Below are 13,463 nucleotides of genomic sequence, written 5' to 3'. Positions count from 1 at the left end.
ATCAGCTCGCCAGCTCCAAAATGCGTGTCACCAATTGTGGAAACGTCAGGCCATGCTGTTTAGCGGCCATCGGCACCAGGCTGTGCTCGGTCATGCCCGGCGAGGTATTAACCTCTAACAGGTAAAATCCGCCGTCATCGTCCATCATCACATCAACCCGCCCCCAGCCGCTGCAATCCAGCGCGCTGTAGGCCGCCAGAGAGAGGGAAGCCAGTTCGCTTTCCTGCTCCGCCGTCAGACCGCTTGGACAGAAGTAGCGAGTGTCTTCCGACGCGTACTTCGCCTGATAATCGTAAAACGTGCCCGTCGTCTCAATGCGGATCGACGGCAATGTTTCGTTACCGAGAATAGCCACCGTAAACTCCGGACCGCTCAACCACTTTTCCACCATCACGTTTTCGTCATGATGGAAGGCCGCTTCCAACGCCGCAGGTAATGCTTCAGCCTGCTCGACTTTGCTCATTCCAACGCTGGAACCTTCCCGACTCGGCTTGACAATCAATGGCATACCGAGAGGTTCTACTAACTTTAGCAAACCAGATGGATTACTGCGCTGAAACTGATGCCGATTCAGCACGATATAAGGCGCTACCGGTAAATTTGACGCCTGCCAAATCTGCTTGGTGCGACATTTATCCATCGTCAGCGCCGACGCCATGACGCCGCTACCGGTATAAGGCAGGCCCAGTTGCTCCAGCGCGCCTTGCATCGAGCCGTCTTCGCCGCCACGCCCATGCAGCGCAATGAATATCCGGCTAAACCCTTGTTCTTTAAGCTGACTGACTGGGAAATCGCGGGGGTCTATCGCGCGCGCATCCACTCCGGCTTCCCGCAAACCGGCTAAGACGGCCCGCCCCGAAAGCAAAGAGATATCGCGTTCTGCGGATGAACCACCCAGCAATACAGCCACTTTCTCAGTCATTACCTTTCACCCTTTGACCTGCGGCTGTAAGCGAGAATCCGCCAGCCTGCGGGCCAGTTTGCCGATATTACCCGCGCCCTGAACCATCACGAGGTCCCCATCTTGCAGCGCCGGTGCCAACAATTCAGGTAAAGTCTCTATATCTGGCACTAAAATCGGATCAATCTTACCTCTTCCGCGAATTGTACGGCATAAAGAGCGGCTATCTGCCCCCGGAATAGGCGTTTCTCCTGCTGAATAAACGTCCAACATCAGCAAAACGTCCACCTGAGACAGCACGTGCGCAAAGTCGTCGTACAAATCACGCGTGCGCGTATAGCGGTGAGGCTGGAAAATCATCACTAGCCGTTTTTCCGGCCAGCCCGCCCGCGCCGCTTTAATCGTGGCGTCCACTTCAGTGGGATGGTGGCCGTAGTCATCCACCAGCATGACCGCACCGCTTTTACCGTTCACCGGCTCCAGAGGATATTCGCCCAGGAAATCAAAGCGGCGACCGGTGCCTTCGAAACGTTCGAGCGCGCGCAGGATCGCGTCGTCTTCAATACCTTCTTCGGATGCGATAGCGACCGCCGCCGCCGCGTTCAACGCGTTGTGGCGACCTGGCGCATTCAGGGTTACGTGCAGCAGAGGTTTCCCCTGACGCTCCAACGTAAAGTGGCCCTGCGCCCCCACCTGACGATAGCTGGCGATACGCACGTCGGCATCGTCGCAGAATCCGTAGGTTGTCACGTGGCGCCCCACGCGCGGCAGCAGCTCGCGGACAACCTGATCGTCCAGACACATCACCGCGTGTCCATAAAACGGCAGATTGTGCAGAAAGTTGATGAACGTCTGCTTCAGGTTCTCAAAGTCGCCCTGATAGGTGTCCATATGGTCGGCTTCAATATTGGTCACAATCGCCGCCATCGGCTGCAGATGCAGGAAAGACGCATCGCTTTCATCCGCTTCTGCGATCAGGTAGCGACTGGATCCCAGCCGCGCATGCGTACCTGCCGCTTTGACCAGTCCGCCGTTGACGAACGTAGGATCCAGTCCGGCTTCCGCGTAAATACTGGTGACAATCGCCGTTGTCGTCGTCTTGCCGTGCGTGCCCGCAACCGCGATGCCGTGACGAAAGCGCATCAGTTCCGCCAGCATTTCCGCCCGGCGAATCACCGGGATACGCGCTTCCTTCGCGGCGATGATTTCCGGGTTGTCGCCGGAAATGGCGGTGGATACAACCACCACGCTCGCACCGTTCACATTTTCCGGACGATGGTGAAAATAGATCTGCGCGCCCAGGTCGCTCAACTGCTGCGTGACCGCATTCGGCGCCAAATCGGAGCCGCTAATCTCGTAGCCTTCATTAACCAGAACTTCGGCGATACCGCCCATGCCGGCACCACCGATGCCAACAAAGTGGATGTGCCGGACACGGTGCATCTCGGGCACGATTGAACGCAGTTTCGCCAGTTGTTGTGTATTCACTTTTACCTATCGCTACCTATTTGATCGCCGTCCTGTGTCCGGCGATATCATGATTAATGTTGAACCGCTGCCACGTCGGGTAAGTCCGCCGCCGCCACGACTTCAGCCGCAACACGCTCGGTCGCATCCGGAATAGCGACTGATTGGGCCTTTTCAGCCATGTCGCGCAGCGTGGCGCGGTCCCAGCCGCCCAAGACATCGCTGACGGCGTCAACGCTGATATGGGCCTGCTCGATAATTTTGGCCGCGCCCGCCTGTTCCAGCGGCAACGCGTTCCAGTACTGCTGCCGATCCTTATGCTGGAACGGCACGAAAAGCGCCGGCAATCCGGCGGCGGCGATCTCACTGACCGTCAGCGCCCCAGAGCGGCAAACGACGACGTCGGCCCAGGCATAAGCCGCCGCCATATCATCAATGAACTCGACGACCCTGTGCTGCGGCTGTCCGGCTTTCGCGTACGCCGCCTGTACGTCAGCCTGCGCGCCTTTGCCGGTCTGATGCCAGATGGTGATTCTGTCGCCCAATGTAGCGGCCACGTCCGGCAGCGTCTGGTTCAAAATCCGAGCCCCCTGACTGCCGCCGATAACCAGCACGCGGATAGGTCCGCTGCGGTCCGCCAGACGTTCCGCCGGCGACGGCAGCGCCAACACGTCGGTCCGCACCGGGTTTCCGACTACAGGCGCGTTGGGGAATGCGCCCGGAAACGCCTGCAAGACCGTTTTGGCAATACGCGATAACCAGCGATTAGTCAGTCCGGCAATACCGTTCTGTTCATGTAACACGACCGGGATACCGCACAGCCATGCCGCCAAGCCGCCGGGACCGGAAACATAGCCGCCCATGCCCAGCACGACGTCCGGCCGGTACTCGCGCATGATCGCCTGCGCCTGACGCACCGCGCGGAAAATGCGCAGCGGCGCGCAAATCAAGGCTTTAATCCCTTTGCCGCGCAGGCCGGAAATACGGATAAAATCAATTTCAATACCGTGCCTGGGCACCAAATCGGCTTCCATACGGTCGGCGGTGCCCAGCCAGCGCACCTGCCATCCCTGCGCCATCAGATGATGCGCCACGGCCAGTCCAGGGAACACATGGCCCCCGGTCCCGCCCGCCATCACCATCAAACGCTTGCCTTCGCCACTCATCGGGCACTCCTCGTAAACGCCTGCGCTTTCGTCAGGCGCGTCTCATAATCTATGCGTAACAGCAGTACGATGGCGGTCGACATAATCAACAAACTGGACCCCCCGTAACTGACCAGCGGCAGGGTCAACCCTTTGGTCGGCAGCATGCCCGCCGCGGCGCCTACATTGACCAATGTTTGGAAACTGAACCAGATGCCGATGGAACACGCCAGGAACCCGGAAAAACGCTGATCGATCTGCAGCGCGCGGCGTCCAATCGACATCGCCCGAAAGGCGACGAAGAATATCATTAACAACGCCAAAACCACACCGATATAGCCCAGTTCTTCGCCTAAAATGGAGAAAATAAAGTCAGTGTGCGCTTCCGGCAGATATTCCAGTTTCTGAATCGAATTCCCCAGTCCCTGCCCCCATACCTCACCTCGTCCGAACGCCATCAGCGACTGCGTCAACTGATAGCCGCTGCCGAACGGATCATCCCAGGGATTCCAGAACGACGTCACGCGGCGGATACGGTACGGTTCCGCAATAATCAGCAGACAGACCGCGAAGATGCCGCTGCCGATAATCGCCAGAAACTGCCAGAGTTTAGCGCCCGCCAGAAACAGCATGGCCAGCGTCGTGATAAACAAGACCACCACCGTGCCGAGGTCAGGCTGCGCCAGCAGCAGCACCGCCAGTACCACCATTACGCCCATCGGTTTGCAGAAGCCCCAGAAATTGTTTCGCACCTCTTCCACTTTGCGCACCATATAGCTGGAGAGGTAGCAGAACAGCGCCAGCTTCGACAATTCGGCGGGCTGGATGCGCAGTGGCCCCAGCGATATCCAACGAGAAGCCCCGTTGACCGAACTCCCCACCACCAGCACAACCAACAACAGAACCATCGCCAATAGCAGCAAAACAGGGCTGTAGCGCTGCCACACTTCCATCGGTACTCGCATGGTAATCAGCGACAAGCCAAAGGCCAGCGCCAGATAGAGCCCGTCGCGCTTGGCGAATAAGAACGGGTCGCCAGCCAGACGCTGACCCACCGGCATGGAGGCGGACGTCACCATCACGAAACCGATGACCGCCAGTCCGAGCGTCAACCACAGCAGCGTACGATCGTACAGCACGGCGCTGAGGTTATCGCTTTCGCGCGTCCCCATGACCCAGCGTCTTAATCGTTCCACTATCGCCGCTATTTGCATCAGCCCAGTTCCTCCGCCAAGCGTGCAAATTCATCGCCGCGCTGCTCAAAATTGCGGAACTGATCCAGACTCGCACAGGCCGGAGACAGCAACACCACGTCTCCCGGGCTGACCTGCTGGGAAATCAGCGTCATTGCCTGCGCCATCGTCTCGGTACGCTGGGCGATGTCCGGGCGCAGCGCCGCCAACAGATCGCCATCGCGACCGAAACAGTACAGCCGCACGTTATCGCCCTGAAGATAAGGCTTCAGCGGGGAGAAGTCGGCGGACTTGCCGTCTCCGCCCAGCAGCAGATGCAGCGTGCCGTCGATGTGCAGCCCGCTCAGCGCCGCCTCGGCGCTGCCGACGTTGGTCGCTTTCGAGTCGTTGATCCAACGCACATCGTTGCGTTCCAGCACCAGTTGGAAACGATGCGCCAAACCGGTGAAGTCGGTGAGCGCCGCCAGTGCGGAAGCGCGTGGGATACCCACCGTATCGGCCAGCGCCAGCGCGGCAAGCGCATTGGTATAGTTGTGCTGACCGACCAATTTGAGTTCGCGCGTATTGATCACGCGCTCCCCGTTAACCCGCAGCCAGGTTTCGCCCTGCTGCCGATTCAGGTGATAGTTGCCCACGTCGACGCCGAAGCTCAGACAGCGGTCGTCGGCGCCGCGCACCGGCATGGTCAGCGCATCATCGGCATTCACCACGCAGACGGCGGCGTTTTCGTAGATACGCAGTTTGGCGGCGCGGTACTGCTGCAAACCCAGCGGATAACGATTGGAGTGATCTTCCGTCACGTTCAGAATGGTGGCCGCCGCCGCGTGCAGGCTGTGGGTTGTTTCCAGTTGGAAGCTGGAGAGCTCCAGTACGTAGAGCTGGCACTCCTGCTTGAGCAGTTCCAGCGCAGGAACGCCGATGTTGCCGCCGACTCCCACTGACCAACCGGCCGCACGCGCCATTTCCCCCACCAACGTAGTGACGGTGCTTTTACCGTTCGACCCCGTAATGGCAACGATTGGCGCCTGCGCCTCACGGCAAAACAGCTCGATATCGCCGACAATCTCAATGCCCGCGTCTGCGGCGTCGCATAATGCGGGCGTCGCCAGAGCAATACCGGGGCTGGCCACGATTAGGTCGGCGTCCATCAGCCACGCTTCCTGCAATCCGCCCACATAGCGTTCGACCTGTTCAGGTAGTTGATCCAGACCGGGCGGACTGACACGGGTATCCACCACGCGAGGCGTCACCCCGCGCGTGAGGAAGAAATCAACACAGGAGAGCCCGGTGAGGCCCAACCCGATAATGACGACTTTTTTACCCTGATAGTCCATGTCGTTACCGTACCTTCAGTGTGACCAGTCCAATGAGCACCAGCATCAGAGAAATAATCCAGAACCGCACAATCACGCGCGGTTCCGGCCACCCTTTAAGCTCATAGTGGTGATGTATCGGCGCCATGCGGAAAATCCGCTGGCCGCGCAGCTTAAAGGAGCCAACCTGCAGGATCACCGACAGCGTTTCGACCACGAATACGCCCCCCATGATCACCAGTAAAAATTCCTGACGCAGCAGCACGGCTATCGTCCCGAGCGCGCCGCCCAGCGCCAGCGAACCGACGTCGCCCATAAAGACCTGCGCCGGATAGGTGTTGAACCACAGAAACCCAAGCCCCGCGCCGACTATCGCCGTACACACCACCACCAGTTCGCTGGCATGACGGATGTACGGAATATGCAGATAGTTGGCGAAGTTCATATTCCCGGTCGCCCACGCCACCAGCCCGAAGCCTGCGGCGACAAACACCGTCGGCATAATCGCCAAGCCATCCAGACCATCGGTCAGGTTGACGGCGTTGCTGGTGCCGACAATGACGAAGTAAGCCAAAACCACGTACATCAACCCCAGTTGCGGCATGATGTCTTTAAAGAAAGGCACGACCAGCTGCGTCGCCGGCGTGTCTTTTCCAATCGCGTACATGGAAAAAGCGACGATCAACGCCAACAGCGACTGCCAGAAATACTTCCAGCGCGCGATCAGCCCTTTGGTATCTTTGCGTACGACCTTGCGGTAGTCGTCCACGAATCCGACGATGCCGTACCCCAGCAGTACCAGCAGCACGCACCAGACGTACGGGTTCGACAGGTTCACCCATAACAGAACGGAAATCGTGATCGACGCCAGTATCATCACGCCGCCCATCGTCGGGGTACCGCGTTTGCTGAAGTGCGACTCCGGCCCTTCGCTACGAACGATCTGTCCAATCTGTAAACGCTGCAGCCAGGCGATCAAATGAGGCCCCATCCAGAGCGAGATCACCAACGCAGTCAGCAGGCTGACGATGGCTCGAAACGTCAGGTAGGAAAAGACGTTGAAGCCGGAATAAAATTTGACCAGTTGCTCGGCCAGCCACACTAACATGTTGCCTTCTCCTGTAATGCCCGTACTACCTGCTCCATCGCAGCGCTGCGTGAGCCTTTTATTAAAATGGTTATCACTGTGTGTTCCGCCAATAGCGCCCGAAGACGGGCGACCACCGCGGCTTTATCCTGAAAATGTTCGCCCTGACCGCTGGCCTGGCTAATCAATTCGCTCAACGTGCCGACGCTCAGCACACGGTCGATACCGGCGATCCGCGCGGCCTCGCCGACCTGACGGTGGCACGCTTCGGCTTCCCGCCCCAACTCCGCCATGTCACCGACGACCAGTACCCGATACCCCGGCATATCCGCCAGCACCTGTACCGCCGCCGTCAGGGAGCCGACGTTAGCGTTGTAACTGTCATCCAGCACCCGCTGCTCACCGCCCAGAGAGAGCGGGAACAAGCGTCCCGGCACCGCCTCAAGCTGCGCCAGTCCAGACTTCACGTCCTCCAGAGATGCACCGACGGACATCGCCAGCGCCGCGGCCGCCAGCGCGTTGGCGACATTATGTTTGCCCGGCAGCGGCAGCATCACCGCAACCTCGCCGAACGGGCTGTGCAAGGTGAACGTCGTGCCCTGCGCCGTCACGACGACGTCGCTGGCGTAGAAATCCACGTCCTCTGCGGCTTCCGGCGAAAAGCGCCAGACGGTTTTCTGCGTCAGCGTTGTTTGCCAGTGCGGCCAGTCGTTACTGTCAGCGTTCAGAATAGCGACGCCGTCGGCGGGAAGACCGTTGAAGATCTCGCCTTTGGCCTGCGCGACACCGGCCAGCGACCCGAACCCTTCCAGATGCGCGGCCGCAATATTGTTGACCAGCGCCGTTTCCGGCCGCGTGAGGTCAGCGGTGTAGGCGATCTCGCCGATGTGGTTCGCGCCAAGCTCGATGACGGCGAAATCGTGTTCCGGCGTCAGTCGCAGCAGCGTCAGCGGCACGCCGATGTCGTTGTTCAGATTCCCGGCGGTATAAAGAACGTTGCCGCACTGCCTCAAGATTGCCGCGGTCATCTCTTTGACCGACGTCTTGCCGGACGAACCGGTCAGGGCGACGACGCGAGCCGATGATTGCTGCCGAACCCAGGCAGCCAGCGCGCCCAGCGCCAGCCGCGTATCTTTCACGATGAGTTGCGGCGCCGAAACAGGTAAGCGCTTACTCACCAACAGTGCTGCCGCGCCCTGGCTGATCGCATTCTCGGCGTAGTCGTGGGCATCGAATTTCTCACCCTGCAGCGCCACGAACAGGCAGCCGTCGGCCAGATGGCGGGTATCCGTCGAGACGGCGTCGATCGCCAGATCGTCCCCTTCCAGACGGGCGTTTAAGACGTTCGCCAATTGGCTAAGCGTTACGCGAATCATGCCACCACTCCCAACAGACGCGCGACCGTCAGACGGTCGGAGTAATCCAGCCGTTGATTGCCCACGATCTGATAATCTTCGTGACCTTTACCGGCCACCAGCACCACGTCATCCGGCCCGGCGTGCATCACCGCGCTGCTGACCGCCGCCGCCCGACCTTCAATCGTCTGAACACGGCCGGCGTCCATCAGGCCGCTGAGGATGTCTTTGACGATAGCCTGCGGCGCTTCGCTGCGCGGATTGTCGTCCGTCACGATGACCCGGTCGGCCAGCTGTTCCGCTACCGCGCCCATGAGTGGGCGCTTACCTTTGTCGCGATCGCCGCCGCAGCCAAACACGCACCAGAGCTGCCCCTGACAGTGCAGTCTCGCGGCTTCCAGCGCCTTTTCCAGAGCGTCGGGCGTGTGCGCATAATCCACCACGACGGTCGGTTTGCCTTCGGCATGGAAGACTTCCATCCTGCCGCACACGGGTTGGATCGCCACGGATGTTTCGGCCAACTGTTCCAGCGGATAGCCCAGCGCCAGCAGTGTCGCCAGCGCCAGCATCATATTGCTGACGTTGAACTCGCCCATCAGGCGGCTGTGAATCGTGGTTTGCCCCCAGCTGGAATCCACCTGCGCGGTAAAACCGCTGTCGTGATACTCCACNCTTTTCGCTTGCAGCCAACGGCTGCGGCCCTCTGGCCGCGATGCTCCCAGCGTCACGGCCACCGCGTCAGGAAGCCGGCTCAGCCAGTGTCGACCCACTTCGTCGTCCGCGTTGATGATGGCTTCACCGACCTGATGTTCCGCGAAGAGCGCCCATTTGGCTTCTTCGTAATGCGCCATGTCGCCGTGATAGTCGAGATGGTCGCGGCTCAGGTTGGTAAACACGGCGGCGGCGAAGGGCAGCGCGGCAACGCGATGCTGAACCAGTCCGTGGGAAGAGACTTCCATCGCGGCGAACGTTGCGCCCGCATCAGCCAATTGGCTGAGCGTCTGTTGTACGCCGATGGCCGATCCCGTGGTGTTTTCCGCCGGGGCTTCTCGTCCCAGCAAGCCGTTACCGATGGTGCCCATCACCGCGCTGGTTTCCCCCAGCGCCTGACTCCACTGCGCTAACAGCTGGCTGGTGGTCGTTTTGCCGTTGGTGCCGGTTACGCCGACCAGGCGAAGTCTCTCCGCTGGCTGATGGTAGAAACGTCCCGCCAGCGCCGAAAGCCGTTGATTGAGCGCATCCAGATAAATCACCGGTACGCCGTGCTTTTCACACACAGTGCCTTCCGGATTTTCCTCGTCCGCCTGGGCGATCACCGCAGCCACGCCTTGAGCGATGGCCTGCGCAATGTAGCGTCGCCCGTCGGTCTGGTGTCCGACGATGGCGACAAAGACGTCTCCCGCCGCGGCAATGCGACTGTCCAGCGTCATTTCCCGCAGCGCGCGCTCGGGAGCGTTGGCAACCCACGGCGCCAGCAAATCGTGCAAATTACGATCTGTCACCTGAGCCCTCTTTTCGGTTAATAACGAATTCATTTTTCTCCCCCGTCGCCAGGGCATCCGGCTCGATGTTCATGGTGCGAAGCACCCCACCCATGATGGCGCCGAATACCGGCGCGGAGACCGCACCGCCGTAGTATTTCCCGGCCTGCGGGTCATTGATGACCACGACCAGCGCGAAGCGGGGATTACTGGCCGGGGCAACACCGGCGGTGTAAGCGATATATTTGTTGACGTACTTGCCGTCCGGCCCGACTTTTTTCGCCGTACCGGTCTTGATCGCGATGCGATAGCCTTTAATCGCCGCCTTTGAGCCGCCGCCGCCCGGCAGCGCTACGCTTTCCATCATGTGCACCACGGTGCGTACGATGCTGTCAGGGAAGATGCGTTCTCCCGGCACCGGCGGGTCGACTTTNGTAATGGAAAGAGGACGATAGATGCCGAAGCTGCCGATAGTGGCGTACATCCTTGCCAGTTGCAGCGGCGTGACCATCAGACCGTAGCCAAACGAGAAGGTGGCGCGTTCGATATCCGCCCAGCGCTGGCGATGCGGAAATAGCCCTGAGCTTTCACCGATCAACCCGAGGTTGGTGGGTTTACCCAAGCCAAAACGAGAGTAAGTATCCACTAACACAGAAGATGGCATCGCCAGCGACAGTCGGGATACGCCGACGTTACTCGATTTTTGCAGCACGCCCGTCAACGTCAGTTCGTTGTAACGCGCCACATCTTTGATTTCGTGTCCGTTGATGTAATAAGGCAGCGTGTTCAAGACGCTGTTTTCTTTCACCACATTGCGCTGTAGCGCGGACATGACCACCATGGGCTTAACCGTAGACCCCGGTTCGAAAATATCGGTGATGGCGCGGTTACGGATGACATCGTTGGAGGTGCCGGAGAGATTGTTCGGGTTGTAAGACGGGCTGTTGGCCATCGCCAGCACTTCGCCGGTGTTTACGTCGACCAACACGGCGGTGCCGGACTCCGCCTTGTTAAAGGCGACGGCGTTACTCAGCTCACGGTACACCAGCGCCTGCAGGCGTTCATCAATGCTTAGCATCAGGTTGTGAGCGGCCTGACTGTCTACGGAGGAGATATCCTCGATAACGCGCCCAAACCGGTCTTTACGCACAGTGCGCTCGCCCGGTTGGCCGGTCAGCCAGCGGTCGAAGCTCTTCTCGACCCCCTCGATTCCCTGTCCGTCGATGTTGGTGAAGCCAATGAGATGAGAGGTTACTGGTCCTGACGGGTAGTAGCGACGTGACTCCTGACGCAGATTGATGCCCGGCAGTTTTAGTTTGTGAATGTATTCGCCGATGGCGGGGTTTATCTGACGCGCCAGATAAACGAAGCGGCCGTTAGGGTTGGCGTTGACCTTGGTGGCGATTTGGTCGAGCGGCATTTCCAACGCATCGGCCAGCGCTTTCCAGCGTGTATCAAGCGTGATGCCGCCGTGGTCGTTCACTTCCTTGGGATCGGCCCAGATAGCGTTAACCGGGACGCTGACCGCCAACGGACGGCCCGCGCGATCGCTAATCATCCCACGCGCGGTCGGCACTTCCTGCACACGCAGGGAGCGCATGTCGCCTTCGCGCACCAGCTTATCCGGCGCAATGACCTGGAGATAGGCGGTGCGCAGCATCAGGCCGACCAGACAGATCAGAATCCCCCCGCAAAGCAACGCAAAACGCCAGCTGACGAAGCTGGCATGTTCTTCCTGACGTTTCAACCTTCCGATGCGTGCGGGTTTCATGTGTTAAGTCATAACCTGTCAGTTCATTGTTTAACCACAATATTTTCCTGCGAAGGATCGACATGGCCCATGTAGAGTTTTTCTATCGCGTTCTGCTCGACACGGCTGTGGTCGCCCAGCGCATTCTCTTCCAGAATCAGGTTGCGCCATTCGATATCCAGCGCATCACGTTCCAGCAGCAGGCGCTCGCGCTCCGCGGTCAGCAGACGAGTGCGATGCGCCGTCGTCACCACCAGTACGGCCGAAATCAAAACCGCGACCAGCAGCAGCAACGGCAGTTTGCCGTGCCGCAGCAAATCTTCTGCGATGACGCCAGCCAGCGAGTGACGCTCGTGCCCGATCATGAAGACAGTCTCTCGGCGAAACGCAGTACGGAGCTGCGCGCGCGCGGGTTCTCCGCGACTTCAGCGTCGGACGGCTTCATTTTTCCTGCGATTTTCAGGGTTCTTCCCCCCTGCTCCCGGAGCTGTTCTTCCGTCAGCGGCAAACCGGCTGGCACCTGCGGCCCACGGCTGTTGTGGCGGATAAAACGCTTCACGATGCGGTCTTCCAGGGAATGGAAACTGATCACAGACAGCCGGCCTTCAGGAGCCAGCACATCCAGCGCGCCGTTGAGCGCACGTTCGATCTCTTCGAGTTCGCTGTTGATATAAATACGAATAGCCTGGAAAGAGCGCGTTGCCGGATGTTTATGTTTCTCGCGGATCGGACTGGCGGCGGCAATCAGCTCGGCCAGCTCTTTCGTACGCGTCATCGGTTCGGTCTGATTGCGCTCAACAATGGCGCGCGCAATACGGCGGGCGAAACGCTCTTCGCCAAAGGTTTTGAGCACCCAGGCGATATCTTCCGCTTCCGCTTTCATCAACCATTCAGCAGCAGAGACGCCGCGGGTAGGATCCATACGCATGTCGAGCGGGCCGTCGCGCATGAAGGAAAAACCGCGTTCCGGATCGTCGAGCTGCGGCGAAGAAACGCCCAGATCCAGCAGTACGCCGTTGATTTTTCCTTTCAGTCCGCGTTCTTCAACGTATTCAGCGATTGAAGAAAAAGGGCCGTGAATAATAGAAAAGCGCGCATCGTCAATGTCGCTGGCGGCGGCGATTGCTTGAGGATCGCGATCGATTGCCAGCAGGCGACCCTCCGGCCCCAAATGGGACAGAATCAGACGGGAGTGACCGCCGCGGCCAAACGTACCGTCAATGTAAATACCGTCGCCGCGAATGTTCAGGCCGTTGACGGCCTCATCCAACAGCACGGTCGTGTGTTTAAAAGTTTCTGTCATGACTATAGAGATAAGTCCTGCAATCGATCAGATAGCGGTTCCTGAGTCGATTGTTCAGCTTCGATGTCTTCCTTGACTTGTCGATACCAGGTCTGTTCATCCCACAGTTCAAACTTGTTGAACTGCCCGACCAGCATCACTTCTTTTGTAAGCTTTGCATGTTGCCGCAGCGTGGACGCGATTAATAAACGCCCGGCACCATCCATTTGGCACTCACTGGCGTGTCCCAGCAGCAAACGCTGAACGCGACGTTCGGCGGGATTCATGCTCGACAGGCGAGAGAGCTTCTGTTCGATGATTTCCCACTCAGGCAAGAGATAAAGCAGCAGGCATGGCTGGTGGAGGTCAATGGTGCAAACCATTTGCCCCTTCGCTTCCTCGTTCAGTACGTCCCGGTATCGGGTCGGAACGGCGAGCCGTCCTTTACTGTCGAGATTGACCAGACTTGCCCCACGAAACATGGTTGTA

The 13,463-nt window shown here is 59.2% G+C and carries 12 protein-coding genes; all 12 read right to left on the bottom strand.

From position 1 onward, the window contains the following. Position 1: 1 nt before the first annotated feature. The 12 genes from SB13_RS04020 to mraZ all read right to left on the bottom strand — a co-directional run bounded on the left by SB13_RS04020 (position 2) and on the right by mraZ (position 13,456). Complete coding sequence (locus tag SB13_RS04020) at positions 2-922, bottom strand: D-alanine--D-alanine ligase (protein WP_026739116.1); 921 nt, start codon at positions 920-922, stop codon at positions 2-4. A 6-nt stretch (positions 923-928) separates the two neighbouring features. Then, positions 929-2,389 (bottom strand): UDP-N-acetylmuramate--L-alanine ligase, encoded by a 1,461-nt coding sequence (gene murC / locus SB13_RS04015; RefSeq protein WP_026739115.1) that lies wholly within the window; start codon positions 2,387-2,389, stop codon positions 929-931. A gap of 53 nt (positions 2,390-2,442) precedes the next feature. Then, positions 2,443-3,534, bottom strand: a complete 1,092-nt coding sequence (gene murG, locus SB13_RS04010) for an undecaprenyldiphospho-muramoylpentapeptide beta-N-acetylglucosaminyltransferase (RefSeq protein WP_026739114.1) — start codon at positions 3,532-3,534, stop codon at positions 2,443-2,445. Further along, positions 3,531-4,727: a cell division protein FtsW gene (gene ftsW, locus SB13_RS04005; RefSeq protein WP_026739113.1), complete on the bottom strand. Its 1,197-nt coding sequence runs from the start codon at positions 4,725-4,727 to the stop codon at positions 3,531-3,533. Before ftsW ends, murG begins: the two co-directional genes overlap by 4 nt. After that, positions 4,727-6,040: a UDP-N-acetylmuramoyl-L-alanine--D-glutamate ligase gene (murD, locus tag SB13_RS04000; protein WP_026739112.1), complete on the bottom strand. Its 1,314-nt coding sequence runs from the start codon at positions 6,038-6,040 to the stop codon at positions 4,727-4,729. The genes ftsW and murD overlap by 1 nt, the downstream gene beginning before the upstream one ends. 4 nt (positions 6,041-6,044) lie before the next feature. Beyond that, on the bottom strand, positions 6,045-7,127 hold the full coding sequence (gene mraY, locus SB13_RS03995) for a phospho-N-acetylmuramoyl-pentapeptide-transferase (RefSeq protein ID WP_026739111.1): 1,083 nt from the start codon (positions 7,125-7,127) through the stop codon (positions 6,045-6,047). Further along, a complete protein-coding gene (murF, locus tag SB13_RS03990; RefSeq protein WP_026739110.1) occupies positions 7,121-8,482 on the bottom strand; it encodes a UDP-N-acetylmuramoyl-tripeptide--D-alanyl-D-alanine ligase in 1,362 nt (453 codons plus the stop codon). Before murF ends, mraY begins: the two co-directional genes overlap by 7 nt. Beyond that, positions 8,479-9,963, bottom strand: coding sequence for a UDP-N-acetylmuramoyl-L-alanyl-D-glutamate--2,6-diaminopimelate ligase (murE, locus tag SB13_RS03985; RefSeq protein WP_026739109.1), 1,485 nt, complete (start codon positions 9,961-9,963; stop codon positions 8,479-8,481). Before murE ends, murF begins: the two co-directional genes overlap by 4 nt. Next, positions 9,950-11,713 carry a peptidoglycan glycosyltransferase FtsI gene (locus tag SB13_RS03980; RefSeq protein ID WP_026739108.1) on the bottom strand — a complete coding sequence of 588 codons (1,764 nt, stop codon included), beginning with the start codon at positions 11,711-11,713 and terminating at the stop codon, positions 9,950-9,952. The genes murE and SB13_RS03980 overlap by 14 nt, the downstream gene beginning before the upstream one ends. Positions 11,714-11,736: 23 nt before the next feature. Beyond that, complete coding sequence (gene ftsL / locus SB13_RS03975; RefSeq protein WP_026739107.1) at positions 11,737-12,057, bottom strand: cell division protein FtsL; 321 nt, start codon at positions 12,055-12,057, stop codon at positions 11,737-11,739. Beyond that, complete coding sequence (gene rsmH, locus SB13_RS03970) at positions 12,054-12,995, bottom strand: 16S rRNA (cytosine(1402)-N(4))-methyltransferase RsmH (protein WP_026739106.1); 942 nt, start codon at positions 12,993-12,995, stop codon at positions 12,054-12,056. The genes ftsL and rsmH overlap by 4 nt, the downstream gene beginning before the upstream one ends. Before the next feature lie 2 nt (positions 12,996-12,997). Continuing rightward, positions 12,998-13,456, bottom strand: a complete 459-nt coding sequence (gene mraZ / locus SB13_RS03965; RefSeq protein WP_026739105.1) for a division/cell wall cluster transcriptional repressor MraZ — start codon at positions 13,454-13,456, stop codon at positions 12,998-13,000. Positions 13,457-13,463 lie beyond the last annotated feature (7 nt).

It is taken from the genome of Lonsdalea quercina subsp. quercina, assembly GCF_000688695.1.
GTDB classification, from domain to species: domain Bacteria; phylum Pseudomonadota; class Gammaproteobacteria; order Enterobacterales; family Enterobacteriaceae; genus Lonsdalea; species Lonsdalea quercina_D.
This window is presented reverse-complemented; position numbering and strand designations above follow the sequence as displayed.